The sequence below is a fragment of the Micromonospora thermarum genome, from assembly GCF_012034245.1.
Classification (GTDB): domain Bacteria; phylum Actinomycetota; class Actinomycetes; order Mycobacteriales; family Micromonosporaceae; genus Micromonospora; species Micromonospora thermarum.
The window spans coordinates 31,285-57,386 of record NZ_JAATEO010000022.1; the positions used below are offsets into that span (position 1 = coordinate 31,285).

The window sequence follows — 26,102 nt, forward strand, 5'->3', positions numbered from 1 at the left end:
GATGGGCGGGTACTTTGAGGTCCACGTCGCCGGGTCGGTACGCCTGGTCCCACTGACGGCGGACGCGCTGACCATCGGCCGCGCGCCGGGCAACGAGGTGACCATCGACAGCAATCTCGTGTCCCGGCTGCACGCCCTGGTCGAGCGCTTCCCCGCCGGCTGGTCCATCCGGGACCTGGGCAGCACGAACGGCACGTTCGTCAACGGCTTTCCCCTGCGCCCGGCGCAGACCCTGCGGGACGGGGACCGGGTGGAGATCGGGCCGGCCCGGCTGGTGTTCCACTCGCCCGAGGGGCACGGCGGCACGCGTACGGTCGGGGTGGAGCCACCGCCCCCGCCGCCGGTGCTGACGCCTCGCGAGCAGGAGGTGGTGACAGTGCTCTGCCGGCCGTACGTGGTGGGCGGGACACCGTTCCCCGAGCCGCCCTCGGTGCGGGCGGTCGCCGCCGCCCTGCACATCACCGAGAGCGCGGTGAAGAAGCACCTCTCCCGGCTGTACGACAAGTTCGGCCTGACCGGCAACGACGACCGCCGGCGCTCGCGGCTGGCCGCCGAGGCCGTCCGCCGGGGTGCGGCCGGCTCCCCCTGACCCGGCATGCCCGGGCCGGCCGGTTCGGCGCGACGCGGGCTCACGCGCACGTCGCCCCGCCCGGTCGTGCCGGGCGGGGCGACGGCGTCCCGGCCGCCGCGAAGAAGACCAGGTCGAAGGTGCGCTCCTCGCCCTCCATGAACTGGCCGCCCGGCACGCAGAAGTGGGCGCAGCCGTCGGACGGGACGGTGGACGTCTCGTAGACGCCGGCCGGCAGGCCCTTGGTAATCAGGCAGAGGTTGCTGTGCGGAGCGTCGCTGTCGTACCGCACCGCCAGCGGCAGGCGCCCTTCAAAGGCGCCGTCCGGCTGCCGGACCAGCGTCAGGTCACCGGCGGAGATGCCGGCCTCCGGCTGCGTGTCCCGGACGTACGGCTTCGGGTCGCGCAGGGAGCCGTCCGACGAGCGGAACCGGGTCCGGAACGGCTCGTCGGCAATCTCCCGGCCGCCGACCTCGACCGCGAGGCGCCCGTTCTCGGCCTTCATGGCGTACGGCTGGATGGCGGTCAGGACCTCGAAGTCGACGGTGAAGGCCCGCCGCTCCCCGGGCTGGAGCTCGCCGCCCGGCACGTCGCACTCGACGCGGATCGGCCTGTCCGGCAGCTTCTCACCGCCGCTGTAGCAGGGGGTACGCATGCGAATCCCCCGTGCGTGATGGACGATGGGCCGAGGGCCGAGATGCCGGCCGGACCCGGCCGCGAGCGGCCTTCATGATGTCAGCCCGAGCTCTCGTACGCTGTCCCTTGTCCCGCCCACGACGTCGATTCAGCTCCGGAGAAGACACCGGCGCGCCGTCCTCTCGCCGGTCGGTCGAACGTCGGCGGTCCCCTGTCGTTGATCCGGTTGACCCTGCCCGTCACCTGGGACGACGGTGGGGCACCGACTGCCGAGGAGGGACGCCGATGACCCGTCAGCGCGAGACCGTGGAGGTCGACCCGGTCCTGTTCCGCGCCGTCTACGACTCGCCGGCGTCACTGCCGGGCCGGCACCGCTGGACGACCGGCGAGTCCGACGTACGCCGGATCGAGAAGCTCCTCGGCATGCCGCCGCGCAGCATCGGCGCGCCGCTGTGGGTCAGTGGCGACGAGCCGGACTGCCCGAAGTGCGCTCGCCGGATCAACTGGTACGACATCGTCAACTCGGCGCTGGCCGGGGTGCACGACCGCATGATGATCGCGACGGTCATCCTCGGCGAGCGCAAGTTCGTCAACACCGAGATCCCGGACGGGATCGCCGGGGTGCGCTGCGCCGACTGCCGTACCCCGATCGAGGGGCTGCGCAGCTTCAAGTGCCACAACTGGGCGTACGCCTTCGAGGCGCTGGAGGAGGTACGCCGGCAGATGGCCGGCGGTTCAGCCGTCGAGGGTCAGCTCGCGGCGGTGCCGCAACCCGGGGCGTCCGCCGAGTGACACCTCGCCGACGGGCGTGAACCCGGTGCGCCGGAGCACCGCCAGCGAGGCGGGGTTGTCCAGGGTGGTCGCGGCGGTCAGCCGGCGCAACCCGTACGCCTCCCGGGCGAGCGCGCACACCCGGCGGACGCCGTCGGTCGCCAGCCCGCGCCCGGCGGCCCGCTGCGCGACCCGGTAGCCCAGCTCGGCCTCCCCGTCGGCGACGTCGACCAGGTTGAAGCGGCCGAGGACCTGGCCGTCGTCGTCGACCAGGACGTGGAAGTGACACGCGCCGGTGGCCTGCTCGGCGAGGAGGGCGGCGTGCCGGGCCGGGAATTCGGCGAAGTAGTCGTCCCCGCGGTCCGGGATCGACCGCGCGAACCAGGAGCGGTTCTCCCGCTCGAACGCGAGCAGCGGGTCGGCGTGGTGGGCGGCGAGCCGCTGGAGGTCGGGCACGGCTCACCATAGCCAACTTCGCGATCAAGGACGCCGGCCGGCGCGGCGGCCGGGTGGGCTGGGTGGTTCGGGGCCCGGGTCGGGGATCGCGGGCATCGGGCGGGTCACCGCGCTCCCGCCATCCAGGTAAATGTGTTCGCCGTGGTGCCACAGCTCCACGGTCGCGTCCGGGCCCGCGTCCGGCAGCTCGTACCGGGCCTCGCCGGCGGTCAGCGTCACCGACAGCCGGTGGCCGTGCCAGCGCAGGCAGAACGCGAGCCGCCGGATCGCCGTGGGCAGCCGCGGGTCGAAGGAGAGCACACCTCGGTCGTCGCGCAGGCCGCCGAAGCCCTGCACCAGGGCCAGCCACGCACCGGCCAGCGACGCCAGGTGCAGCCCGTCGGCGGTCTTGTCACCCAGGTCCGCGAGGTCCTGCAACACGGACTCGGCGAACAGGTCGTAGGCCAGGTCGAGGTGCCCGACCTCGGCGGCGAGCACCGCCTGCGGTGAGGCCGACAGCGACGAGTCCCGGACGGTCCGGGCCTCGTAGTACGCGACGTTGCGCGCCTTCTCGTCGGCGGTGAACTCGCCGGGACAGCGCTGCATGGCCAGCACCAGGTCCGCCTGCTTCACCACCTGCTTGCGGTACAGCTCCAGGTACGGGAAGTGCAGCAGCAACGGGTAGTCGTCGTCCGAGGTGTTCGCGAAGTCCCACTCGGGCAGGCCGGTGAACCCGGCCGACTGCTGGTGCACGCCTCGCTTGCCGTCGTACGGGACGTGCACCGCGCCCGCGGCGGCCCGCCAGCCGGCGACCTCGGCCGGGTCGACGCCGAGCCGGGCCGCCACCTCCGGGTGCCGCTCGGCCGCGTCGGCGGCGCCGCGCAGGTTGCGCCGGGCCACCAGGTTCGTGAAGACGTTGTCGTCGACCAGCGCGGTGTACTCGTCCGGGCCGGTGACCCCGTGCAGGTGGAAGTCGCCGTCGTCGCCGAAGTGCCCGTAGCCGCGCCAGAGCCGGGCGGTCTCCACCAGCAGCTCGAGCCCGGTCTCGGCGAGGAACCCCTCGTCGCCGGTGGCCGCGACGTACCGCAGGACCGCGTCGGCGATGTCGGCGTTGACGTGCAGGCCGGCGGTGGCGGCCGGCCAGTAGCCGGAGCACTCCCGGCCGCCGATGGTCCGCCACGGGGAGGTGGCGCCGGTCAGCCGCAGCTCCGCCGCGCGCTCCCGCGCCTCGGTCAGGTGCGCGTGCCGCCAGCGCAGCGCCGAGCGGGCCACGTCCGGGGCGAGGTACGTGAGCACCGGCAGCACGTAGCCCTCGGTGTCCCAGAGCATGTGGCCGTCGTACCCGTTGCCGGTCAGCCCCTTGGCCGGGATGGTCCGGTCGCCGTCCGGGCGGCCGGCCTGGATCAGGTGGAACACCGCGAAGCGGATGGCCTGTTGCAGCTCGTCGTCACCGTCCAGCTCGACGTCGGCGACGGCCCAGGCGGCGTCGACAGCCGCGCGCTGGGCGGCGAGCAGCGCGTCGAAGCCCTCCGCACGGGCGTCCCGCGCCTCCGCGACGACCAGGTCCGCGAGCGGGGTGGGGTCGCTGCCGTCGACCGGTTCGCACTCGTACGCGGCGAACTTCGTCACCCGGACCCGGTCGCCCGGGCGGAGCGTGCCGTCCAGTGCGAGGCGCAGCCGGTCGGGGGTCTCGTCGACCGCCGACGCGAACCCGTCCGGGGTCTCGACCTCGTGGGCCACCGCCACGGCGACCCGTTGCGCGCTGCGCTCGGTGCGGTGCACCAGCACCCCGTCGGGGCCGTCGACGCGGCGGTACTCGGCGGTGAGCGGGTCGTGGATCACCGAGGCGGCCCGGGGGTCGTCGGAGCGCTCCGGCACCCGCTCGTTGGCGAGCGCGTCGGAGCAGATCCGCACGTCGACCGGCGCGTCCAGCGCCTCGACGGTCCACCGGACGGCGGCCACCGCACGGCGGGGCAACGCCACCAGCCGGACGCTGTGGACGCGTACGGCGGGCCCGCCCGGGGACTCCCACCCGGTGTGCCGCTCGACCACACCGGCCCGCAGGTCGAGGACGCGGTCGTGCACGCGGATCGTGCCGGTGCGCAGGTCCAGCCGCTCGCCGCCGACCCAGAGGCGGATCAGGGTCGCGTTCGGTGCGCTGATCACCGTGTCGCTGAGCTGCGGGAAGGCGTACCCCTCCTCGGGGTAGCTCAGCTCCCGCCGTTCGTGGAACCCGTTGAGGTAGGTGCCCGGCATCCCGTACGGCTCGCCCTCGTCGAGGGTGCCGCGCCAGCCGATCCACCCGTTCGACAACGCGAAGACCGATTCGGTCTCGGCGAGCCGGTCGGCGTCCTCCGCGGTGCGCCGGACCCGCCAGCGCTCGTCGCCCTTCGTCCCCGGCACGGTCGGCGGCCGGTCGGCGATGTGCGGCACGACACCTCCCATGGCTGCGCAGACCAGGAACCGTCAGTGTTTCCACCCCCAGTCCCCGGCCAAACCCCACCCACTCTCCACGATCTTGCACTTTCGGCCCTTGATCTGGGGGTGTTCGCGCCCTTTGTCAGGGCCAGAAGTGCAAGATCGCGGGAGGAGGGGGTGTTTGGGTTAGGGCAGGAGGAGCAGCGTGGTCACCGTGCCGAGGACCAGGAAGGGGCCGAAGGGGAGGTGGCTGGACCAGCGGATTCGGCCGGTTGCCAGTAGCAGCAGGGCCGCTGCGGCGGACAGGGCGAACGCGAGGAGCAGGCCCAGCACCGGGACCGTCCATCCGTGCCAGCCGAGGAGCAGGCCGGCGCTCACCGCCAGCTTGGCGTCCCCGAGGCCGGGGCCGCGCCGGCCGAGCAGGAGGGTGGTGGCGGCGAACAGCAGACCGAGCCCCAGCCCGGCGGCGGTGGCGCGCAGCCACGGGTCGTACCCGGCGCCGAGGGCCGCGGCCAGCCCCAGCAGGAGCCACGTGCCGAGCGCGGCGGGCCCGGTCAGCCGGTCGGGCAGCCGGTGCACCGCCGCGTCCACGAAAACGAGTGGCACCGCCCAGCCGAGCCACCAGGCCACCGCGGCCAGCTCGGTGACGGGCGGCCCGACCAGCAGGAGCACCGCGGCGGCCGCGCCCGTGGCGGCCTCCACCGTGCCGGGGGGCGGACCCACCCGGGCCGCGCACCGTCCGCACCGCGCACGCGGCCCGAGTGCCGGCCACGGGCGGTCCAGGTCGACCGGGGCACCGCAGGCGTCACACCCGCGCCGGGGCACCGACCCCGGAGGTACGGCGTGCCGCAGCACCGCGAGGCGGAGGAGTGGAGTGACCGCGAGGACGGCGAGCAGCGATGCCCGACCGGCGCGGTGGGGAGTCCTCACCGTCATGGCGAACCTGCCGGCACGAACACGCGGTGTAGTCGTAGGCTCGCCTTACTGTAACGGGCGCTCCGCCTTCGGTGCTTACCTCCACATCGGACCGGACCGCCGCCCGAACCGGCGGCCGACCCCGGCGTCGACGGCCGGCGGACGACGGCCGGGCCGCGCGACCCGGGGGACAAAGCGGACGCGAGCGATCGTTCACCCCCAGCCCTCCCACCCAGCCGACCCGAACGGCACCCCGGCCGGCGGCCGCGACGCCGCCCGGACCCGACGCCGGCACCCGCGCACCGGCCACCGGCCGGCAACCTGACCGCCACCACCGGCTGCCACCACCCCTCATCACGCAGAGTATTCGCTTGAATTGCCTCTGTTGCATCGGCGGACGTCAGCCTATGCTCGCCCCTTGGGTGCGATGCAACCCTCGATCATTCGACCGGGACGGTATAGGGATTTGCATTTGTAAAGATCAGACACGGTAAATGCGGATGCGTTTTTCCACAGGTCCGGATGTGGTCATTCGGCCGCGCTTCCGCACGCCCGGATCCGCTGGGACACCGGCCGCCGGGATGCCGACGAGGAGGCGCGACAGTGCGAGAACGGCAGCTCAGGGGCGTTGTGGCGTACCTGGTGACGGTCGCGGTGCTCGGCGCTGCGGCGGGCTGCGGCACCGACCGGGGAGCGACCACCGCGACGGCGGCCGATGACGCGGCACCCGCCCGGGCGCGGTCCGGTGCCGACGAACAGACCGCCCGGAAAGCGGCGCTCGCCGCGTATTCCGGATATCTCGCCGCGTCCCGGAAGGCGAGTGGGCGCAGTGATCCGCAGCATCCGGAACTGTCCACATTCCTCGCTGATCCGTTGTTGACCCGGGTACGCCTCGCCATTCGGACGGCCAAGGAGCACGGCGCCGTACGCGTCGGAACGCTGGGCTCGGACCCGGCCGTGACCTCGGTCGACCTGGACGCCGTCCCGCCCACCGTGGAGATCCAGGACTGTCTGGACGCGACCGGCTGGCGGCTGGTCTACGCCCGCGACAAGCGGGTGGTGCCGGGCAGCCGGGGCACGCGCCACCTCGCCACGGCGACCGCGACCCGCTACCCCGACGGCCGCTGGCTGATCAGCGCCGGCGCCTCGCACGAGGACCAGCCGTGCTGACCCGGGGCGCGCGGTCGCGCCGCACGGTGCTCGGCGGGCTGGCCCTGGCCGCCGCGGTCGCGGCGGCCACCGTGCCGGCGGTGAGCTGGGCCGACCCGCCGGGCGCGGAATGCCCGCCCGGGCAGCACGACTGCAACGTCTGGGACGACGACCCGGGGACGCCGGGCGGCGGGACCGGCGGGCCGGGCGGCGGCGACGGCGGGGGCGGTGACGGCGGCGGTGGCGGGAAGTGCCAGTGGAACGGCCGCGTCATCCCCTGCTACGACCCGGTGCTCGGCTGGTTCAACAACGGCGACGGCTGCTACTACAAGCTCGCCGAGCCGCAACCGGCCAACACCCCCGCCGGCCACCAGTGGTACGTGCTGACCTGCAACGGCGGCGATCTCGGCTCCCAGCGGCTGGAGCTGCGCGACTCCCCGCCACCCGGTTTCGGCGCCCCACCCGACCCCGAGGAACTGGCGCGGCGGGCGCTCGCCTCGATCCGGCTGCTCCCGCCGCGCGTTGCGATCGCGCCCCGCCGGCAGATCGGCCCCGGACTCGTCGGGCTGCCGGTGTGGATGTGGGCCAGCCGGGGTGACAGCTACTTCGGCCCGCTGCGCGCGTCCGCCTCCGACCGGGGGCTGACCGTCTCCATCGAGGCGCGGGTCGACCGGATCGTCTGGGACATGGGCAACGGGGTGCGGGTGACCTGCACCGGTCCCGGCACGCCCTACAGCTCCACCGGAGCGCACGCCGGGAAGCGCTCCCCCGACTGCGGCTACCACAGCGGCTACCCGAAGGCCGGGACGTACCGGGTCGGCGCCACCACGTACTGGTCGGTGACCTGGCGCGGTGGCGGCGAGAGCGGCGTCATCCCGGTCACCCGGACGAGCGGCACGGTCCCGATCCAGATCGACGAACTACAGGTGGTGGCGGAGTGAGCCTCGCGACGCGCAACGGAACCGGACCGGTGGACGCCCCGGTCACCCCGCCCAAGGTGGTCCGGCAGCGCCGGATGCGCCCCGGCCTGCTGGGCCTGGCCGTCCTGCTGATCGCCCTCGGCGGGCTCGGGGCGGCGTTCGCCGTCACCTCGGTCCGCGCCACCGGCAGCTACCTGGCGATCGCCCGCCCGGTCGAGGTCGGCCGGACGATCGGCGCGGACGACCTGGTGACCGTGCAGGTGGCCGGTGGCCAGGGGCTCTCCCCGGTGCCGGTGGGCCGCCGGGACGACGTGGTCGGCAAGCGGGCCAAGGTGTCCCTCGTCCCCGGGACGCTGCTGACCATGGACCAGCTCACCGACCAACCCCTGCTCGGCCCCGGGCAGCAGCAGCTCTCGCTGGGTCTCGAACCGTCCCAGGTGCCGGCCCGCACGCTGCACCCCGGCGACCGGGTGCTGCTGGTCAGCACGCCGGCCGGGAACGACGACCGGCCGGCGGTCGGTGTCACCCGCTTCGAGGCCACCGTCATCGACACGACGACCAACGAGAACGACGACGAGGTCGTGGTCTACGTGGCGCTCGCCGTCCGGGACGTACCGGCGGTGGCGGCGCTGGAGGCGCAGGACCGCCTCGCCGTCGCCCTCACCGAGGCGGCCTGAGCATGGCGATCATCGCACTGGTCGCCGCCAAGGGCTCGCCGGGCGTCACCACCTCCGCACTGGCCTGTGCGCTGACCTGGCACCGCCGGCTGGTGCTGGCCGAATGCGATCCGGCCGGCGGGTCGGTGCTCGCCGGCTACCTCGGCGGCGCGCTCGACGGGCCCCGGGGCATCGGCGAGCTGGCCGTCGGCGAGCTGCGCGACGGCAACCTGGAGACGGCGTTCTGGTCGCAGCTGGTCGACCTGGACGCCCCGAAGCGGGAACGGCTGCTGCTGCCGGGCGTGGTCGATCCCGCCCAGGCGGGCAGCGTCGTCCCGCTGTGGCAGCGGTTCGCCGACTTCTTCACCGGGCTGGAACGCGGCGACCCCCCGTACGACGTGCTCGTCGACTGTGGACGGTTGCACGTGGCCGGTCCGCCCTGGCCGATCCTGCGCGCCGCCTCGGTGGTGCTGGTGGTCACCGGCGCCCGGCTGCCGGACCTGTCCGCCACCCGGGCCCTGGTCCAGGCGATCGAGCGGGACTTCACCGAGCACCGGGTGCCCCCGGGCACGCTGCGGCTGCTGCTGGTCGGCGGCGGGCACGGGCGCAGTGAGGTCAGCAAGGCCCTGCGGCTGCCGGTCATCGCACGGCTGCCGCACGACCCGCGTACCGCCGAGGTGCTGGCCCTGGGCGGCACCGTGCGGGCCGGACGGCCGCTGATGCGTGCGACGAGCGCGCTGGAGGTGCCGGTCGGGGCGCTGGTGGACCGGCGGCGGGCCCGCCTGGCCTGGCCGGTGCCGCAGGGGGTGCCGGATGCGGTTTGAACCGGTCTCCGCCGACCCCCGCCGGCACGCGCCCACCGCCACGTCGATCGCGCCGCCCCTGCCGCCGCCGAACGGCCGCCACCACCCGGCGCCGGTCGCCCCACCGCCACCGGAGGCACCCCCGCGCCCCCGCGTGGACTTCCAGGTGGTCCGGGAGCTGCGCCGGGAACTCAGCGAACGGCTCACCCTCTGGCAGCGCGGCCGGGAGTTCGACGCCGACGCCGAGGACACCGAGCGCGCCCGGCTGGCGGTCGCGGTCGTCTCCGAGTACGCGGACGCGGTCCGCCGGGCCGGCACCCCGATGCCCGCCGGCGAGGAGCGTCTCCTGCTGGACCAGGTCACCGCCGAGCTGGCCGGGCTCGGCCGGCTCCAGACGCTGCTGGTCGACGACACCATCGAGGAGGTGCACATCCTCGGCAGCGACCAGGTGCGCATCACCCGCCACGGCGGCGGCGTCGACTGGGCCGAGCCGATCGCCGACAGCGACGACGAGCTGGTGGAGATCCTCCAGGCGGCGGCCCGGCGGGCGGGCGCCACCGAACGCTCCCTGTCGACGTCGAAGCCCACTCTCGACCTGCAACTGCCCGACGGCAGCCGGCTCGCCGCGGTGTTCCTGGTCAGCCACCGCCCGTACGCGGTGATCCGCAAACACAACACGCTCGACGTGAGCCTGGACGACATCGCCGCCGGCCGGGGCGACCTGGACGAGATGATCGACCCGCTGCTGCGCGACTTCTTCCGCTCGGCCATGCGCGCCGGGCTGAACATCATGGTCGCCGGCCTGGCCGGGGCCGGGAAGACCACGGTCATCCGGGCGCTGATGAACGAGATCCCGCCGGACGAGCCGTACGTGCTGCTGGAGGAGAGCCGCGAGCTGCTGCCCGCCCGTCGCGGGCCCCGACACCGGGCGGTGATGAGCTTCGAGGCCCGGGAGGGCCACGGAGAGCGGGGACCGGACGGCCGCCCGGCCGGTGAGGTCAGCATCGCCGACCTGATCCCGGTCTCACTGCGGATGGGCGTGCTGCGGATCATCGTCGGCGAGGTCCGGTCCCGGGAGATCGTGCCGATGCTCCAGGCGATGACGACCAGCCGGGGCTCGATGTGCACGATCCACGCCCGGACGCCGGCCGGTGTCGGTGAGCGGATCATCGAGCTGGCGCTGGCGCACGGCCGGGAGATGACGGTCGACCAGGCCCGGCGGATGGCCGGCAACGCGCTCGACCTGATCGTCTACGTCACCGTCGAGGACGAGACGGCGATCGGCGGACGCAAGCACCGCTTCGTCTCCCACGTCGAGGAGGTCATCGGCGTCGGTGACGGCAACCGGATCAGCACCACCACGATCTTCGGACCGGGACCGGACGGGCGGGCGGTACCGCGGCACCTGCCGGAACGGATCCGCACCCAGCTCCTCCGGGTCGGCTACGACGCCCGGCTGCTGAGCCGGTGGATCGAGGCCGGCACCGGCGCGTGGCGGCGACCCCGGCAGACCAGGCTGGGCCGGCGGTGACTCCCGTGGTCGACATCGAACTCGTCGCGGTCGCCTCCGGCGCCGCCTGCGTGGCCGGGCTGCTGCTGGCCGTCGTCGCGATCGTCGGCACCCGGCGGCCGGCGGGACCACGCCCGGGCGCCGGGCCGGGACTCGCCCGGCTCTGGCGCGGCCCCGGGGCCACACCCCGCGAGCAACGGGCCCACCAGGCACTGCTCGTCGGCGCGGTGCTGGCCGGCGCGCTGGCCTTCCTGGTCACCGGGCTGCCGGTGATCGGCCTGCTGGTCGCCGTGGCGGTGCCGGGCACCCCCTGGCTGTTCTCCGTCGGGCGGGCCGAGCAGCGGGCCATCGCCCGGATCGAGGCGGTCGGCGAGTGGACCCGCCGGCTCAAGGACGTCTCCGCCACCGGCCAGGGCCTCCAGGCCGCGATCACCGGCACCGTCGCCACCGCCCCGGAGGAGATCCAGGAGGAGGTACGGCTGCTCGCCGCCCGCCTCCAGGCCGGCTGGCTGGCCCGTCCCGCCCTGCTGGCGTTCGCCGACGAGATCGCCGACCCGGTGTGCGACCAGGTGGTGGCGGCGCTCATCCTGCACCTGACCGACCGGGGCGACCGCCTCGGCGACGTGCTCGGCTCGATCGCGTCGGCCGCCGCCGCCGAGGTCGCCACGCGTCGGGAGGTCGAGGCCAAGCGCACCCAGCCCCGGTTCGCGGTCCGGTTCCTCACCGGCATGACGCTGGCCACGATCGCGTACGGGCTGCTCAACACCGAGTACATCCGCCCGTACGGCACCCCGGTCGGGCAGCTCGTCATGGCGGTGCTCGGCGCGGCCTTCATCGCCCTGCTGGCCTGGGTACGCGCAATGAGCCAGCCGCAACGGCCGGCCCGCTTCCTGCCCGCCCCCGACCCGCACGAGGTGGTCGCGTGATCGGCAACTGGCAGCTCGTCGTCGCGGTGGCCGCCGGGGCGGCGGTCGGGCTCGGCGTCTTCCTGGTGATCCGGGAACTCGTGCCGGCGACCCCGGCGCTCGGGCCCGCGCTGCGGCGGCTGCACCAGCCGCCCGGCGCCCGCGTGGTCACGCCGGCCGACCGGCAGTTGGACTGGCTGTCCGGTCTCGCCCGCTGGCTGCGGCCGCCGCACCAGCAGCTCGCCCTGCTCGACCGGACACCGGAGCAGTACGCCCTGTCGCTGCTGCTCTCCGCCCTGATCGGGCTCGCCGCACCGAGCCTGCTGAGCGTCGCGCTCGCCACCCTGGGCGTACGGCTGCCGGTGGCCGTACCGGTGCTGGGCAGCCTGGGCCTGGCCCTGGTGTGCGCGCTGCTCGCGCACCGCGCGGTGCTCGCGAAGGCCGACGCGGCCCGCGACGAGTTCCGGGCGGCCGTCTGCACGTACCTCGACCTGGTGGCGTTGCAGCTCTCCGCGGCGCACGGCCCGGTGCAGTCCCTGGAGCGGGCGGCGGAGGTGTGCGACGGCTGGGTCTTCGACCGGATCCGGGAGTCGCTCCGGATCGCCCAGCTCCAGATGCACTCCCCCTGGGACGAGCTGCGGGAACTCGCAGACCGCATCGGCATCCTCGAACTCGGCGACGTGGGCGCGATCATGCGCTCCTCCGGCAGCGACGGCGCGCAGGTGCACGAGACCCTGCGCAGCCGGGCCGACTCCCTACGCGACCAGATCCGCACCGACAACCTGGCCCGGGCGGAGGGGGTGACCAGTCGGCTCGACATCCCCGGCGCCCTGCTCGTCTTCGTCCTGCTCGGTTTCGCGACCTACCCGTTCATCGCCCGTCTCTGACGGCCACCCCGACAAGGAGCAACCGATGACTCTGATCACGTACCTGCACGTCGCGCTGGTCGCGCGGCTCGCCGAGCTGCGCCGGGACGGCGAGCGGGGCGACAGCCCGGTCCCCACTGCGGTGATCATCTTTGGCCTGGTCGCCGCCGCGCTCACCGTCACCGCGCTGGTCGCGGCCCGCGCGCAGAACTGGATGAACGCCGTCCCGACCGCGCCCTGATGCGGCAGCGGGGACCGATCGCCGGTCGCCGGGCGGGCGAGCCCGTCCGGCCACCCGGCCTGCGCGAGCGACTCGGCGGCACCGACCGGGGCGCGAATCCGGTCGAGCTGGCCGTGGTGATGCCCGTGATCTTCGTGCTGCTCTTCGGGTCGATCCAGGTCGCCGCCTGGTTCGTCGCCCGGTCCACCGCGCTGAACGCCGCGCAGAGCGCGGTCAACGCGCAGCGCGTGCACCAGGCCCCACCGGGTGCCGGCGAGGCCCGCGCGCGGCGGTTCCTGACGGCGGCCGGCGGCTGGCTGGTCGGCTGGGACTCGCCCGGCCCGAGCTGCGTGACCACCGCGGCCGACGTGACCTGCACCGTCCGCGGCCGCTCGCTCTCCGTCGTCCCCGGCGTGGATTTCCCGGTGCGCCAGAGCGCGCACGGAACCGTGGAACGGTGGACGACGCCGTGAGCCGTGAGCGTGGTTCCGTCTCGGTCGAGGTGGCGATCCTCGCGCCGGCCTTCATCGCGCTGCTGGTGCTGGCCGGCGTCGCCGGGCGTACCGCCGTGGCGGCCGAGGCCGTCGACGCCGCCGCCCATGACGCCGCGCGCGCCGCGTCCATCTCGCGGGACGCCGGCACCGCCCGGCGGGAGGCCCGGGAGGCGGCCGTCCGGCTGCTCGACTGGCGCCGGCTCAACTGCGCCGGTACGCCCACACTCGCCTTCAGCGGCACCGTGAACGGTCGGCCGACCAGCTTCGACGCGGCGTTCCGCAGCCCGGTCGGCCAGGACGCCTCGGTCACCGTACGGATCTCGTGCACCGTCGACCTGTCCGATTTGCAGCTGTCGGTGGTGCCCGGGATGCCCACCGGCAAGCGGGTGACGGCGAGCTTCACGTCGCCGCTGGACCGCTACCGGAGCCGGGCATGAGCGCCGCCTCAGGACAGGGTCGCCGGGACGCCGAGGCCGCCCACCAAGCTCAGCTCCTGGCCGGTGAACTCACCGGTCAGCATCGGCATCGCCCGCTCGATGGCGGCGCGGGTCTCCGGAAGCCGGAGGGACGCGGCATGGTGCTCCCGGGACTGCCAGATCTCGCTGACGACGATCAGATCCGGGTCGGTCTCGGAGACGCCCACCACGTACAGGGAGCACCCGGCCGAGGCGATCTGGTCGGCAGCCTCGAGCAGGATCGCCACCACCTCCGCGCGGTGTCCCGGCCTGGCCCGCATCGAGCCCACGTATCCGAACGCCATGACGCCCCCCTTCCTCCGGCGGACCGGACGTCCACCGGCGCCATCGAGCATGCCCCGGCCGTACGACACCTCCGGGACGACGCGGGCCGGGTCAGCGTGTTCCTCGCGGTGACCGCGGTCGGCGTCCTGACGGTCGTCGCGCTCGCCTTCGACGGGGCCGGGCAGCTGCGCTCGTTGCAGCGGGCCGACAACCTCGCCGCCGAGGCCGCGCGCGCCGGCGGGCAGTCGATCGACCGGGCCACCGCGATCGAGGGCGGGCCGAAGCGCATCGACCAGCCGCAGGCGCGGCGTGCCGTGGCCGCCTACCTGGCCGCCGCCGGCGCCACCAGCCACACGGTCAGCTTCCCCGTGGTCGGCGGGGAGACCGTCGTCCGGGTCCGCGTCACCGTCACGTACCAGAGGTCCCTGCTCGGCCTCGTCGGCTTCGACGACACCGTCACCGTCTCCGGCGAGGCCACCGCCCGGGCGCTCACCGGCGCGCCGTAGGAAGGAAGGCAGCCATGGCCACACCGGCTCGTACCGTCGGACGGGTCCTCACCGGCTTCGGGGCGCTCGTCCTGCTCTGCGCGCTGCTGGTCGGCGCGCCGGTGGCGCTGCTCGCCCTGGCCGGCAACCCGCTGCCGGAGCAGGTGCCCACGCTCGCCGAGGTCGGCGCGGTGCTGACCAGCCGCGACGACGGGCACCTGCTCCTGCGGGCGCTCGCGCTGGCCGGCTGGGCGGGCTGGGCCACCTTCGCCCTGTCGGTCCTGGTCGAGCTGGGCGCGCTGGCGCTGCGCCGGCCGGCGCCCCGGCTGCCCGGGATGAGCCGGCAGCAGCGGGCCGCCGCCGCGCTGGTCGGGTCCGTCGCGCTGGTCCTGGCCGCCAGCCCGGCGGCGGCGAGCGCGGCGGCGGTCGCGGCCGGCTCACCGGCCACCGCCCTGACTCAGCCCGCGACCGGGTCGGCCCGCCTCGCCCTCGGCACCGCGGGCGGGCTCGACAGCGCCGCGCTCGCCTCCCCCCACGGGACAACCGGCCCGGTGCTCGCCGCCCCGAGCGCAGCGGCCAGGCCAGCGCTCGCCGCCCCGGCTGCGCTCGCCAGCTCGGCAATCGGCGCGCCGCAGGCCGCGACGGGGGTCACCGGCCCGACACGCGTCACGCCGACGGGGATCACCCGGGAGGCGCTCGGCGGGTCGTCGACGGGAGCCACGCCGACCGCCGGCCGGACCGCGCCCGCCGACCCGGCCCGGCGCGCGCCGGTCTACCGGGTGGCGAAGGGCGACCACCTCGGGTCGATCGCCGAGCGGTACCTGGACAGCTTCGGCGAGTACCGGACGCTCGCCCGGATGAACCGGCTGGCCGACCCGGACCGGATCCACCCGGGGCAGCTGCTGCGACTGCCCGTCCAGGCCGAGGACCGGGGTGCCCGCCCGCACGCCACCGGCCGGCTGGTGGCCCGGCCGGTCCCGCAGCGACCGGCGGCGCCAGTGCCGGCCCCGGATCCGACGATGCCGGACGAGTCGGCTGCGACGACCCCGAAGGGCGGGCCGGCCGTGACCGTGGGTGCGGCCCGACCGGGCGACCCCGACCGGGTGAACCGGCCGCTCGCCGTGTCGGCGATCCTGGCCGTGTCGAGCATCGTCGGCGCGCAGATCGGCGCGGTCCTCGGCCTGCGCCGCCGCCCGGCCACCGTCCGGGTCGGGACGAGCCGGGGCGCGACAGCCGCGCGACACCAGCGGGAGCTCCCCAGCGGACGGCACCGGCGGGACTGACGGCGCCGGCGGGACCGCTCGTCCGCGTCCACTCCGCGCAGCGCAAGATCAGATACGGCTCAGGGACGGTCAGATCGGCGGGTCGAGTCGCTGAGGCGTATCCGATCACGGGCGGCAGCAGCGCTCACGGGAGGCGGGCCTCCAGGACGCCGTCGACGACGCGGGTGGGGAGGACTACCTGGTCGTTACCGGACGGGCCGTGCACGACCTCGCCGCCGTTGAGGCGGAACGTGCTGCCGTGCCAGGGGCACACGACGCACGCGTGGCCGTCGATCTCCTGCACCTCGCCCTTGCCGAGCGGGCCGCTCTGGTGCGGGCAGCGCTCCAGCATCACGGTGACGTCGTCACCGTGCCGGTACAGGATCACCGACACGTCGTCGATCTCACGGGTCACCAGCTTGCGCTGCGGCAGCGCGGCCATGTCGGCGATCGAGTGCCAGCCCTCGCTCATCCGGTGCAGCTCGGAGATGCTCTGGTTGACCTGGGCACCCTGCTTGTACGCGAGGTGCCCGCCCAGGTACGCGCCGGTGCTCGCCGCGGTGAGGCCGAGCCAGCCGAGCGTACGGCCGAGGCGGTGGTTGCCGGCGAGCCGCGCCGCCACCGACCCGGCGTAGCAGGCCAGACCGATCGTGTTGGAGGCGGCGTGCACGAGGCCGATCCGCCGCTGGTCCCGGGAGAGGGCCGCCCAGTCGTTGAGCCCGGCCACGGCGGCCGGCACGGCGCTGACCGTCCCGACGGCACACAGCGTGGTGGCCGCGCGCCGCTGACCGGGCATCAGGTCCAGCACGGCGGTGCTGATCCAGGCACCCACCGGCACCTGCACCATCGCCGGGTGCAGCGGGTGGCCCAGCCAGACGCCGTGCAGGAAGTCGCGGACGCGTTGCGGGCGGAGAGTGGCCTGGACCGCCCGCTGGAGCGGGTCCCCGATCCGGTCCAGCCGGGACGCCTGCTCGATCTTGGTCAGTAGCGCTCGCACGAGTACCGACTTCCCGGCGATTGCGGTCGCAAACCCGGATCCGGTGCCGTTCGGTCCGCAACGGGCAGACGCCGGGCAGGACGGTCGCTATCAGCCGTCCGTCGCGCGCCAGCGGTCGGTGTGGACGGCCTCGGCGAGGGGACGCTTCCGCCGCCAGCCGTGGCGTTCCAAATCGGGCACCGTCTCGAAGTGGGTGACCGGGCCGAGGCAGAGCCAGGCCACCGGCCGGATCCCCGCCGGGATGCCGAGCAGGCCGGCGAGCCACTCCTCCCGGTAGAACGAGACCCAGCCGACGCCGAGCCCTTCGGCGGTCGCGGCGAGCCACAGGTTCTGGATGGCGAGGCAGGCCGAGTAGAGCCCGGTGTCGGCGATGGCGTGCCGGCCGAGCACCGCCGGCCCACCCCGCGAGTGGTCGTAGGTCACCACCACCGAGAGGCTGGACTCCAGCACCCCGTCGATCTTGATGCGGGCGAACCGCTCGGCCGCCTCCCCGTCCAGCATCGCCGCGAACACCTCCCGCTCGGCGCTGACGTGCTCGTGGAAGCGCCGGCGCAGCTCCGGGTCGCGCACGACGACGAAGTCCCACGGCTGCGAGTAGCCGACGCTCGGCGCGGCGTGCGCCGCCGTGAGCACGCGGTGCAGCGTCTCGTCGGGCACCGGAGCCCCGGTGAACTGCGCCCGCACGTCCCGGCGGCGGTGGATGACGTCGTACAGGTCCATGGGCAGGCTCCACTACGCTCGCCCGCGGTCGCGGGACACTTCGCAAGATCATGCACCAGGACGCCGTCTGGCGCGCCGGCACCGCCGCGGGCATGCTGTGCCGATGGGTGTACGCGTCGAGCACGCCGGAGCGGTGACCACGGTGATTCTGGACCGGCCGGACGCGCGCAACGCGGTGGACGGCCCCACCGCGCGGGCCCTGGCCGACGCGTTCCGCGCCTTCGACGCCGACCCGGAGGCGGCGGTGGCCGTGCTGTGGGGCGCCGGCGGCACGTTCTGCGCCGGGGCCGACCTGAAGGCGATCGGCACCCCGCGCGGCAACCGCGTCGAGCCGGACGGCGACGGCCCGATGGGCCCGACCCGGATGGCGCTGTCCAAGCCGGTGATCGCGGCGATCTCCGGGTACGCGGTCGCCGGCGGCCTCGAACTGGCGCTCTGGTGCGACCTGCGGGTCGCCGAGGCCGACGCGGTACTCGGTGTCTTCTGCCGGCGGTGGGGCGTACCGCTCATCGACGGCGGCACGGTCCGGCTGCCGCGGCTGATCGGCGAGAGCCGGGCGATGGATCTGATCCTCACCGGCCGACCGGTGCCGGCGGACGAGGCGTACGCGATGGGGTTGGTGAACCGGCTGGTCGCGCCGGGTGAGGCACGGGCGGCGGCCGAGCGGCTCGCGGCGGAGATCGCCCGACACCCGCAGACCTGCCTGCGAAACGACCGGGCGTCGGTGCTGGCCACCGCGGCGCTTCCGGAGCCCAAAGCCCTGGCGGCCGAGCTGCGGTACGGCATGGACTCGCTGGCCACCGACGCGCTGCCGGGGGCGGCCCGGTTCGCCGCCGGAGCGGGCCGGCACGGAGCACCCGCCTAGGGCCGGCGTCGAGTCCCTAGCCGAGGCCGCGCAGCGCCTCGGAGATGGCGCGGTGGAAGGTCGGGTACGCGTAGATCATGTGGCGGAGCTGGGCGATCGGCACCGCCGCGTGCACGGCGACGGCCAGCCCGGACAGCACCTCACCGCCGGCCGGCCCAACCGACGTGCCGCCCACCAGCACGCCCTGGTCCGCGTCCGCGATCAGCTTGATGAAGCCGTCGGCGCGGTGGATCCAGCCGCGCGTCGACGAGCCGAGCTGCGCCGTTCCGACCTGGACGTTGAACCCCCGCTGCCGGGCCTGCCGCTCGGTGAGCCCGACCGCGCCGACCTCCGGGTCGGTGAAGGTGACCCGGGGCAGCGCCCGGTAGTCGGCTCGCGGGACCGTCCCGGCCGAGCCGCTCGAACCGCTCACGGCGAGGGTGCTCGCCGCGTCCATCGCACCGCCCGTCACGCTGGCGGTGCCGCTGGCGTCCGGCCCGCTGCCGGCACGCCGGACGTGGTCGAGCAGGTCGGCGACGACGATGCCGGCCTGGTACATGGCGACGTGGGTGAAGGCGCCCTCGCCGGTGACGTCGCCGACCGCCCAGATCCCGTCGGTGACCCGCAGGCGGTCGTCGACCGGGAGGTAGCGCTGGTCGGCGCGGACGCCGACGCTCTCCAGGCCCAGTTCGTCGAGGTGCGCCCGGCGGCCGGTCACCACCAGCAGCCGCTCGGCGGTGTACGCGGTCCCGCCCGCGTGCAGCGTGAACCGCCGCCCGTCGTGGTCGACGCGTTCGGCGGTCACTCCGGTGTGGATCTCCACGCCATCGGCCCGCAGCGCGGCGGCGGCCACCTCGGACGCCTCCGGCTCCTCGACCGCGAGCACCCGGTCCAGTGCCTCGACGACCGTGACGCGGACGCCGAACCGGGCGAAGACCTGCGCCAACTCCAGCCCGATCGCGCCGCCACCGAGCACCAGCAGCGACTCGGGCAGCTCCTCGACCTCGATCGCCTGGTGGTTCGTCCAGTACGGGGTGTCCGCCAGCCCGTCGACCGGTGGGACGGACGGGCGGGTGCCGGTGCCGAGCACGATCCCGTGCCGGGCCTGGAAGACCTGGTCGTCGACGCGGATCCGGCCCGGACCGTCGAACCGCCCGCTGCCACGGACGAACCGGCCGCCCTTGCCGACGAGCCGATCCACGGCCACGCGGTCGTCCCAGGTGTCGGTGGCCTCCTCGCGGATCCGCTTCGCCACCGGCGCCCAGTCGGGGCGGACCTGCGCCGTCCCGGCGAGGCCGTCGATCCGCCGCGCTTCGGCGATCGCGTTCGCCGCCCGGATCATCATCTTGCTGGGGATGCACCCCCAGTACGGGCACTCGCCGCCGACCAGGTTCCGCTCGACGCCGACGACGCTCAGCCCGGCCTCGGCGAGCCGGCCGGCGACTTCCTCCCCGCCGACGCCGAGCCCGACAACGACCACGTCCACGATCTGCGGCTCCGCCATCCCGCCAGCATTCCGCACCGGCTGCCGCCGAACCAGCATCCCAAGGGGAATTCCCGTTTCCGTAATTTGTGCGGCCCCGCTGACGTTAGTGCGGCCCGGCTGACGGAAACCGGACGGTGGCGGACCTGTAACCGGGGCCGTGCGCTGCGTAGGCTCTCGTGCTCGTGGAGAACGACACACCGGGTACCGGCGAGCCCGCCCCGCAGGAGCGCCTCCGGGACCGGTCCATGCTGATGGGCAACCTGCTCACCGTCGCGGCGGGGCTCATCAGTGTGGTCCAGGCCCTCCGGGCCGACTCGTGGTGGCCACTGTGGGTCGCGGCGGGCGGCCTGACCCTCGCCGGCGTGCTGGCGTACCGGCTGCGGCAGCGGCGGTGGCGGGCGGCGGCGGTGAGCCTCGCCGCGCTGCTGCTCCTCGGCGGGGGTGGCGTGCTGCTGGCCGTCACCCGCCCCGAGGATCGGCAGAGCGGAACGCCGGCCGCGGTCGGTGCGACCGGCGTCGCGCCGCCGTCCGACGCCCCGGCGACCGGCGCCGTACCGTCGTCCGGAGCCCCGACGAGCGGCGCACCGGTGCCCGGCGGCCCGACCTCGGCCGGGACCGCGCCGACCAACCCCGCCGTCGACGTGTCCGGCACCCCGGCGGCCACGGCCGCCGGCACCGTCTTCAGCGACGTGGTGCAGCTGGACAAGAAGACCGGGGTCGACCTGGACGGCGGGCGGGCCGTCCGGCGGTACGCCCAGGACGCCACCGTCGACCTCTACCTGGACTGGGGCTACATCCTCTACTCCAGCGCGCGGCACAGCGCCATGTACGACGACAGCTACCAGGGCCCGGAGGAGGGCGCCGACGCCCGCTGCCGGACGTACCGGGAGGCGGAGCGGGACACCTTCCCGCACAAGTACATCGGTGGCGGCAACCAGCAGTACTGCTTCACCACCTCGGAGGGGCACCCCGGCTGGGTGCAGGCGGTCAACACGGTCGGCGACGGCGGCCTGATCCTCAAGGTCACCGTCTGGGCGGGGTGACGCGGTCGGCGCAGCCGGACTCGGGTCACTCACAGACTCACCGGACCGGCGGGCCGGGCACCGTGACCGGGGTGCCGGCCGGGGTGAGCAGGGCGCGGGCGGCCACCGCCATCCGGCGTCGCTGCGGCACGACGGCCCGGCGGACGAAGACGTCGAAGTCCTGGGCGGCCACCTCGCCGAGGATCCCGCCGTAGAGCGCGTACGCGGTGCGTATGCAGGCCTGCGAGGCGGGCGCGAGCATCGTGACGCCCGCAGCGGCGGCGGCGTAGTGCGCCTGGGCGCGGGCGACCTCGTACCGGACGAGGTCGCGGATCGCCCCGGTGGAGCGTCCGGCCGCGCGGGCGGCGAGCAGGTTGTCGCGGGTGACCCCGAAGCGCGCCATGTCCTCGTCGGGCAGGTACGTGCGGCCGCGGTCGAGATCCTCGGCGACGTCCCGGATGAAGTTCGTCAACTGGAAGGCGAACCCGAGCTGGCGGGCCGGCTCCCGGGCCGCCAGCGGGTCGGAGCTGCCCAGGATCGGCAGCATCATCGTGCCGATGACCGCCGCCGAACCCTCCATGTAGTCGAGCAGGTGGTCGTAGGTGCGGTACGAGTGGACGGTCAGGTCCATCGCCATGCTCTTCAGAAACGACGCGAAGTCGTCCCGGTCGAGATCGAAGACGGCGATCGTGTGCAGGACGGCGGGGAGCAGCGGGTCGTCGACCGGCTCGCCGTGCAGGCCGGCGACGAACCGGCCGCCCCAGTCGTCGAGGCGGGCGGCCCGCTCGGCCGGGGGCAGGTCCTCGGTGCGGTCGACGATCTCGTCCGCGTACCGCGTGAATCCGTACAGGGCGTGGACGTGCCGCCGTTTCCAGGCGGGCAGCAACCGGGTGGCGAGATAGTAGGTACGACCGTGACGCCGGTGCAGGTCACGGCAACGGTCATAGGCAGCGGTGAGATCCGTGTCCACCGGCCCTCCCTCTTATCGACGCACCAATCGACGCAACTCGTAACTCTAGGGTACGCTCGCCGACATGGCCAACGACGCAGTTGCGGGCGACGCACTCCGCGCACCACCGGCACGCCCGGCGGTCGGGGACGACCCGGTCCGCGCGGTCCTGGCCGCGTACACGAAGGACCTGGTCACGGGGGTGGACGACACGCTCACCGCCTTCCTCGCCGCCGAGGTCGACACGCTGACCGAGATCGACGCGGCGATGGGCGGGTTCGCCGCGACCGCGCGCGACTGCGTCCTGGCCGGTGGCAAGCGGGTACGTCCGACGTTCGCGTACTGGGGCTGGCGCGGCGTGGTCGGCGGCGCCGAGCCGATGGCACCGGTGCTGCCGCCGCTCGCCGCGCTGGAGCTGCTGCACACGTTCGCGCTGGTCCACGACGACGTGATGGACGCCTCCGCGACCCGGCGCGGCCGGCCCGCCGCGCACGTGGCGGCCGCCGCCCAGCACGCCGCCGCCGGCCACCGCGGCGACTCCCGCCGGTTCGGCGAGGCGGTCGCGGTGCTGATCGGCGACCTCTGCATGGTCTGGGCCGACCGGCTGCTCTCCCACACCGCCCTGCCACCGGCGCGCCTGCTCGACGTCCGGCGCTGCTACGACCAGATGCGGGTGGAGACGGTCGCCGGGCAGTACCTGGACGTCCTCGGCGAGAACGACCCGGCGAACTGGTCGGTGGACCGGGCGTTGCGCGTCGCCCGGTACAAGACCGCGAGCTACACGGTCCAGCGGCCGCTGCTCTTCGGCGCCGCCTTGGCGGGTGGCGACGTCGACGGGCCGCTGGTCGCCGCGTACACCCGCTACGGGCTGGCCGTCGGCGAGGCGTTCCAGCTCTGCGACGACCTGCTCGGCGTCTACGGCGACCCGGCGACCACCGGGAAGCCGGCCGGCGACGACCTGCGCACCGGAAAGCCGACCGCGCTGCTCATGCTGGCCCGTCAACTGGCCGGCCCGGCGCAGCGCCGCGCGCTCGACCGGATCGGCGCCGACGCCGGCGACCGGGAGATCGCGCGGCTGGCCGAGCTGGTCGCCGACACCGGTGCGGTCGACCGCGTGGAACGGATGATCTCCGACCGGGTGGCCGAGGCGCTGGCCGCCCTCGACGCCCCGTCGATCGACGGGACCGCGCGCACCGCGCTGACGGGTCTCGCCGTCGCCACGACGAACCGGCGGGCATGATGGGCAACTTCGCACAAGGAGGTGGTCGCGCGTGCGCACCGTGAACGGGCGTACGGACCGGGTCGTGGTCGTCGGGGCCGGGCTCGGCGGGCTGGCCTGCGCGCTGCACCTGGCCGGCAGCGGCCGGCAGGTGACGGTGCTGGAACGCGAGCCGGTGCCCGGTGGCCGGGCCGGTCGGCTCAGCGTCGACGGGTACGAGTTCGACACCGGCCCCACCGTGCTCACCATGCCCGACCTGATCGCCGAGGCGCTCGGCGCGGTCGGTGAGGAACTGGACGACTGGCTGGACCTGACACCGCTCGACCCCGCGTACCGGGCGTACTACCCGGACGGCTCGACCCTCGACGTCATCACCGACACAACCCGGATGGCCGTCGAGATCGCGAAGGTCTGCGGGCCCCGCGAGGCCGACGGCTACCTGCGCTTCGTGGACTACGCGCGCGACCTGTGGCGGCTGGAGCGGGCCGACTTCATCGAGCGCAACCTCGACGCGCCGACCGACCTGCTCACCGGCAACCTGCTGAAGCTGCTCGCCAACGGCGCGTTCCGCCGGCTCCAGACGAAGATCAACCAGTTCTTCCGGGATCCGCGCACCCAACGGATCTTCTCCTTCCAGGCCATGTACGCCGGGCTCGCCCCGCACGACGCGCTGGCCATCTACGCGGTCATCGCGTACCTCGACTCCGTGGCCGGCGTGTACTTCCCGCGCGGCGGCGTCCACGCGGTCTCGCGCGCGATGGCCGGCGCCGCCGAGAAGCACGGCGTGCAGATCCGGTACGGGACCACGGTGACCCGGGTGGAGACCGCCGGTGACCGCGCCACCGGCGTGCGGACCGCGGAGGGCGAGTTCGTCCCGGCGGACGTGGTGGTGCTCAACCCCGACCTGCCGGTCGCGTACCGGGACCTGCTCCCGCCGGCCCGGCCACGCCGGCTGACCTACTCGCCGTCCTGCGTGGTTCTGCATGTCGGTTCGACGCGGGGTTATGGCAAGATCGCTCACCACAACATCCATTTCGGGCGGTCGTGGCGGGGCACCTTCGACGAGGTCATCCGGCGCGGTGACCTGATGAGCGACCCGTCGCTGCTGGTCACCAACCCGAGCCGGACCGACCCGTCGGTGGCGCCGGCCGGGCGGCACACCTACTACGTGCTGGCCCCGGTGCCCAACCTCGACCGGGGGCCGTACGACTGGCGGGGCGGCCTCGCCGACCGATACGCCGGCCGGCTGGTGGAGACGCTGGAGGAGCGCGGCTACGTGGGCTTCGCGGACGGCATCGAGGTGCTACGGACGATCACACCCGCCGAATGGGCGGAGCAGGGCATGGCGGCCGGCACGCCGTTCGCCTCCGCGCACAGCCTCTTCCAGACCGGCCCGTTCCGCCCGTCCAACCTGCACCGTGGCCTGGGGAACGTGGTCTTCGTCGGCTCCGGCACCCAACCCGGCGTCGGCGTGCCGATGGTGCTGATCTCCGGCAAGCTCGCTGCCGCCCGCGTGACGGAGGGCCGCCGGTGACCGCCCGCGAAGCCCACCAGGTCGAACTGGTGGACGACGCCGGCCGGACGACCGGCCAGACCACCGTGTCCGCCGCGCACCAACCGCCGGGGAAGCTGCACCGGGCGTTCTCGGTGCTGCTGGTCGACCCGGCGGGCCGGGTGCTGCTCCAGCGCCGTGCGGCGGTGAAGACCCGCTTCCCCCTGCGGTGGGGCAACTCCTGCTGCGGCCACCCGGGGCCGGGCGAGTCGCTGAGCGTGGCCGCCAACCGCCGGCTCGCCGAGGAGTTGGGCGTCGGCCCGGTCGAGCTGACCGAGATCGGGGTGTACGTCTACTACGCCGAGGATCCGGTCACCGGCCGGGTCGAGTTCGAGTACGACCACGTCCTGCGCGGTGTCCTCCCGCCGGACACCCCACTGCGGCCGGACCCGGACGAGGTCGCCGAGTTGCGCTGGGTGGACCCCGTCGAGCTGGAGGCCGATCTCGACGTCGACCCGTACGCGTACGCCCCCTGGTTGGGCGGGGTGGTGAGCCGCCTCCTGCGCCCCTCCGATCCGGCCGGACCCGCCGCGCTCCAGCCGGGCGCGGCCGACGCTCCGGAGCGGTCGGGTGGCGGATGAGGCGCTGAGCGCGGGGGCCGTCGCCCGGCGGCTGGGGGTCGCCGTGACGACGCTGCGCACCTGGCACCAGCGCTACGGGCTCGGGCCGAGCGAGCACGTCCCGGGGTACCACCGCAGGTACACGCTGGCAGACCTCGCGCGCCTGGAGATCATGCGGCGGCTCACCGCCGAGGGGATCGCCCCGGCCGAGGCTGCCCGCTGGGCACGCCAGGCACCCGACGCGGTGCCGGCCGTACGAGCCGCCCGGGTCCGCACGGCCGGCACCCGCGACGGGGGCGGCACCACCATCCCGGTGGGGCGGGCCGGTCCGGCGGCCCGCGGGTTGGCCCGCGCCGCCATGCGGCTGGACTCGGTCGTCATGAGCGAGACGATCGCCCGCACCATCCAGGTCGAGGGTGTGGTCGCCACCTGGGACGGGCTCCTGCGTCCCGTCCTCGCCGGGATCGGCGAGCGGCACGCCGCCACGACCGCGTTCATCGAGGTCGAGCACCTGGTGTCCCGGTGCGTCTCGGAGGCCCTCGCCGCGGTCGCGCGCGCCCACGCGCCCGGCGGCCCACCCCGCATCCTGCTCTCCTGCGCCGACGAGGAGCAGCACAGCCTGCCGCTGGAGGCGCTCGGCGCGGCGCTGGCCGAGGCCGGGGTCGCGTACCGGATGCTCGGCGCCCGGGTGCCGGTGGAGGCGCTGCTGGAGGCGGTCAACCGCACCGGGCCCGCCGCCGTCGTGATCTGGTCGCACATCCGCGACACCGCCGACCCTGAGCAGCTCACCGCGCTGCTCGCGGCGCCCCGCCGGCCACTGCTGGTGCTCGCCGCCGGGCCGGGGTGGCGGGCCGACACGCTCCCGGCGGGGGTCGTCCGGCCGATCGATCTCGCCGAGGCGGTCTCGCTCGCGGTGGCCGTCCGGGACTCGCTGGACCAGTCGACCGGCGAGTAGGACCGGTTCGTCCCGTCCTGCCTGGGTCCGCCGCGCCGACGCGGC

Annotated in this window: 29 protein-coding genes; 20 read left to right on the top strand and 9 right to left on the bottom strand. The window is 74.7% G+C overall.

The annotated features are described in order from the left end of the window. Position 1: 1 nt before the first annotated feature. A complete protein-coding gene (locus tag HCJ94_RS19900) occupies positions 2 to 589 on the top strand; it encodes an FHA domain-containing protein (protein ID WP_168002541.1) in 588 nt (195 codons plus the stop codon). A gap of 40 nt (positions 590 to 629) precedes the next feature. Here the strand turns inward: HCJ94_RS19900 and HCJ94_RS19905 are convergent, their stop codons facing one another. Next, a complete protein-coding gene (locus HCJ94_RS19905; protein ID WP_168002542.1) occupies positions 630 to 1,223 on the bottom strand; it encodes a hypothetical protein in 594 nt (197 codons plus the stop codon). Positions 1,224 to 1,489: 266 nt separating this feature from the next. Between HCJ94_RS19905 and HCJ94_RS19910 the strand changes: the two genes are divergently transcribed. Further along, positions 1,490 to 1,996: a DUF8243 domain-containing protein gene (locus tag HCJ94_RS19910; RefSeq protein ID WP_168002543.1), complete on the top strand. Its 507-nt coding sequence runs from the start codon at positions 1,490 to 1,492 to the stop codon at positions 1,994 to 1,996. On the opposite strand, the gene HCJ94_RS19915 is transcribed toward HCJ94_RS19910, so the two are convergent. From HCJ94_RS19915 to HCJ94_RS19925, 3 genes are all read right to left on the bottom strand, one after another. Then, the gene (locus HCJ94_RS19915; protein ID WP_168002544.1) at positions 1,940 to 2,431 is read right to left on the bottom strand and encodes a GNAT family N-acetyltransferase; all 492 of its coding nucleotides are present in this window, start codon (positions 2,429 to 2,431) and stop codon (positions 1,940 to 1,942) included. The genes HCJ94_RS19910 and HCJ94_RS19915 overlap by 57 nt on opposite strands. A gap of 24 nt (positions 2,432 to 2,455) precedes the next feature. Next, on the bottom strand, positions 2,456 to 4,843 hold the full coding sequence (locus tag HCJ94_RS19920) for a glycoside hydrolase family 65 protein (protein ID WP_309227349.1): 2,388 nt from the start codon (positions 4,841 to 4,843) through the stop codon (positions 2,456 to 2,458). Positions 4,844 to 5,014: 171 nt separating this feature from the next. Next, positions 5,015 to 5,764 carry a prepilin peptidase gene (locus HCJ94_RS19925; RefSeq protein WP_168002546.1) on the bottom strand — a complete coding sequence of 250 codons (750 nt, stop codon included), beginning with the start codon at positions 5,762 to 5,764 and terminating at the stop codon, positions 5,015 to 5,017. A 582-nt stretch (positions 5,765 to 6,346) separates the two neighbouring features. On the opposite strand from HCJ94_RS19925, the gene HCJ94_RS19930 reads away from it, so the two are divergent. The 10 genes from HCJ94_RS19930 to HCJ94_RS19975 are packed head-to-tail and all read left to right on the top strand — an operon-like array spanning position 6,347 to position 13,703. After that, entirely contained in the window at positions 6,347 to 6,913 is a 567-nt protein-coding gene (locus tag HCJ94_RS19930) for a hypothetical protein (RefSeq protein WP_168002547.1), read from the top strand. Further along, positions 6,907 to 7,833, top strand: a complete 927-nt coding sequence (locus tag HCJ94_RS19935; protein ID WP_168002548.1) for a hypothetical protein — start codon at positions 6,907 to 6,909, stop codon at positions 7,831 to 7,833. The genes HCJ94_RS19930 and HCJ94_RS19935 overlap by 7 nt, the downstream gene beginning before the upstream one ends. Further along, a complete protein-coding gene (locus tag HCJ94_RS19940; RefSeq protein ID WP_168002549.1) occupies positions 7,830 to 8,489 on the top strand; it encodes an SAF domain-containing protein in 660 nt (219 codons plus the stop codon). Before HCJ94_RS19935 ends, HCJ94_RS19940 begins: the two co-directional genes overlap by 4 nt. Before the next feature lie 2 nt (positions 8,490 to 8,491). Next, positions 8,492 to 9,292: a CpaE/TadZ family protein gene (locus tag HCJ94_RS19945; protein WP_168002550.1), complete on the top strand. Its 801-nt coding sequence runs from the start codon at positions 8,492 to 8,494 to the stop codon at positions 9,290 to 9,292. Then, positions 9,282 to 10,802 (top strand): TadA family conjugal transfer-associated ATPase, encoded by a 1,521-nt coding sequence (locus tag HCJ94_RS19950; RefSeq protein WP_168002551.1) that lies wholly within the window; start codon positions 9,282 to 9,284, stop codon positions 10,800 to 10,802. The genes HCJ94_RS19945 and HCJ94_RS19950 overlap by 11 nt, the downstream gene beginning before the upstream one ends. Then, on the top strand, positions 10,763 to 11,707 hold the full coding sequence (locus tag HCJ94_RS19955; RefSeq protein ID WP_168002552.1) for a type II secretion system F family protein: 945 nt from the start codon (positions 10,763 to 10,765) through the stop codon (positions 11,705 to 11,707). Before HCJ94_RS19950 ends, HCJ94_RS19955 begins: the two co-directional genes overlap by 40 nt. Next, positions 11,707 to 12,573: a type II secretion system F family protein gene (locus HCJ94_RS19960; protein WP_168002620.1), complete on the top strand. Its 867-nt coding sequence runs from the start codon at positions 11,707 to 11,709 to the stop codon at positions 12,571 to 12,573. Before HCJ94_RS19955 ends, HCJ94_RS19960 begins: the two co-directional genes overlap by 1 nt. A gap of 25 nt (positions 12,574 to 12,598) precedes the next feature. Then, a complete protein-coding gene (locus tag HCJ94_RS19965; RefSeq protein WP_168002553.1) occupies positions 12,599 to 12,793 on the top strand; it encodes a hypothetical protein in 195 nt (64 codons plus the stop codon). Continuing rightward, positions 12,793 to 13,245 (top strand): TadE/TadG family type IV pilus assembly protein, encoded by a 453-nt coding sequence (locus HCJ94_RS19970; protein ID WP_168002554.1) that lies wholly within the window; start codon positions 12,793 to 12,795, stop codon positions 13,243 to 13,245. The genes HCJ94_RS19965 and HCJ94_RS19970 overlap by 1 nt, the downstream gene beginning before the upstream one ends. Next, a complete protein-coding gene (locus HCJ94_RS19975) occupies positions 13,230 to 13,703 on the top strand; it encodes a TadE/TadG family type IV pilus assembly protein (protein ID WP_168002555.1) in 474 nt (157 codons plus the stop codon). The genes HCJ94_RS19970 and HCJ94_RS19975 overlap by 16 nt, the downstream gene beginning before the upstream one ends. An 8-nt stretch (positions 13,704 to 13,711) precedes the next feature. Here HCJ94_RS19975 and HCJ94_RS19980 read toward each other — a convergent pair whose 3' ends face one another. Continuing rightward, positions 13,712 to 14,026, bottom strand: coding sequence for a putative quinol monooxygenase (locus tag HCJ94_RS19980; protein WP_168002556.1), 315 nt, complete (start codon positions 14,024 to 14,026; stop codon positions 13,712 to 13,714). Positions 14,027 to 14,068: 42 nt separating this feature from the next. Here HCJ94_RS19980 and HCJ94_RS19985 point away from each other — a divergent pair, with 42 nt between their 5' ends. Together HCJ94_RS19985 and HCJ94_RS19990 are read left to right on the top strand one after the other, a co-directional pair. Then, the gene (locus HCJ94_RS19985; protein ID WP_168002621.1) at positions 14,069 to 14,512 is read left to right on the top strand and encodes a hypothetical protein; all 444 of its coding nucleotides are present in this window, start codon (positions 14,069 to 14,071) and stop codon (positions 14,510 to 14,512) included. Positions 14,513 to 14,526: 14 nt separating this feature from the next. Continuing rightward, positions 14,527 to 15,774: a LysM peptidoglycan-binding domain-containing protein gene (locus tag HCJ94_RS19990; RefSeq protein WP_168002557.1), complete on the top strand. Its 1,248-nt coding sequence runs from the start codon at positions 14,527 to 14,529 to the stop codon at positions 15,772 to 15,774. A 124-nt stretch (positions 15,775 to 15,898) separates the two neighbouring features. Here HCJ94_RS19990 and HCJ94_RS19995 read toward each other — a convergent pair whose 3' ends face one another. Both HCJ94_RS19995 and bluB read right to left on the bottom strand, forming a co-directional pair. Next, entirely contained in the window at positions 15,899 to 16,750 is an 852-nt protein-coding gene (locus HCJ94_RS19995) for a Rieske (2Fe-2S) protein (protein ID WP_168002558.1), read from the bottom strand. Between the two features lie 90 nt (positions 16,751 to 16,840). Beyond that, the gene (bluB, locus tag HCJ94_RS20000) at positions 16,841 to 17,470 is read right to left on the bottom strand and encodes a 5,6-dimethylbenzimidazole synthase (protein WP_168002559.1); all 630 of its coding nucleotides are present in this window, start codon (positions 17,468 to 17,470) and stop codon (positions 16,841 to 16,843) included. 103 nt (positions 17,471 to 17,573) lie between these two features. Here bluB and HCJ94_RS20005 point away from each other — a divergent pair, with 103 nt between their 5' ends. Then, the gene (locus tag HCJ94_RS20005) at positions 17,574 to 18,335 is read left to right on the top strand and encodes a crotonase/enoyl-CoA hydratase family protein (RefSeq protein WP_168002560.1); all 762 of its coding nucleotides are present in this window, start codon (positions 17,574 to 17,576) and stop codon (positions 18,333 to 18,335) included. 16 nt (positions 18,336 to 18,351) lie between these two features. On the opposite strand, the gene HCJ94_RS20010 is transcribed toward HCJ94_RS20005, so the two are convergent. Further along, on the bottom strand, positions 18,352 to 19,818 hold the full coding sequence (locus HCJ94_RS20010) for a dihydrolipoyl dehydrogenase family protein (protein ID WP_168002561.1): 1,467 nt from the start codon (positions 19,816 to 19,818) through the stop codon (positions 18,352 to 18,354). 164 nt (positions 19,819 to 19,982) lie between these two features. On the opposite strand from HCJ94_RS20010, the gene HCJ94_RS20015 reads away from it, so the two are divergent. Further along, on the top strand, positions 19,983 to 20,843 hold the full coding sequence (locus tag HCJ94_RS20015) for a hypothetical protein (protein ID WP_168002562.1): 861 nt from the start codon (positions 19,983 to 19,985) through the stop codon (positions 20,841 to 20,843). Positions 20,844 to 20,880: 37 nt separating this feature from the next. On the opposite strand, the gene HCJ94_RS20020 is transcribed toward HCJ94_RS20015, so the two are convergent. Further along, positions 20,881 to 21,792: a phytoene/squalene synthase family protein gene (locus HCJ94_RS20020; protein ID WP_168002563.1), complete on the bottom strand. Its 912-nt coding sequence runs from the start codon at positions 21,790 to 21,792 to the stop codon at positions 20,881 to 20,883. Positions 21,793 to 21,856: 64 nt separating this feature from the next. On the opposite strand from HCJ94_RS20020, the gene HCJ94_RS20025 reads away from it, so the two are divergent. From HCJ94_RS20025 to HCJ94_RS20040, 4 genes are read left to right on the top strand one after another with little or no spacing between them, the layout of a single operon-like run. Then, positions 21,857 to 23,011 carry a polyprenyl synthetase family protein gene (locus tag HCJ94_RS20025; protein WP_168002564.1) on the top strand — a complete coding sequence of 385 codons (1,155 nt, stop codon included), beginning with the start codon at positions 21,857 to 21,859 and terminating at the stop codon, positions 23,009 to 23,011. 31 nt (positions 23,012 to 23,042) lie between these two features. Continuing rightward, positions 23,043 to 24,524 carry a phytoene desaturase family protein gene (gene crtI, locus HCJ94_RS20030; protein ID WP_168002565.1) on the top strand — a complete coding sequence of 494 codons (1,482 nt, stop codon included), beginning with the start codon at positions 23,043 to 23,045 and terminating at the stop codon, positions 24,522 to 24,524. Then, on the top strand, positions 24,521 to 25,123 hold the full coding sequence (gene idi, locus HCJ94_RS20035; RefSeq protein ID WP_168002566.1) for an isopentenyl-diphosphate Delta-isomerase: 603 nt from the start codon (positions 24,521 to 24,523) through the stop codon (positions 25,121 to 25,123). The genes crtI and idi overlap by 4 nt, the downstream gene beginning before the upstream one ends. Next, positions 25,113 to 26,057: a MerR family transcriptional regulator gene (locus HCJ94_RS20040; RefSeq protein ID WP_168002567.1), complete on the top strand. Its 945-nt coding sequence runs from the start codon at positions 25,113 to 25,115 to the stop codon at positions 26,055 to 26,057. The genes idi and HCJ94_RS20040 overlap by 11 nt, the downstream gene beginning before the upstream one ends. Positions 26,058 to 26,102: the final 45 nt, after the last annotated feature.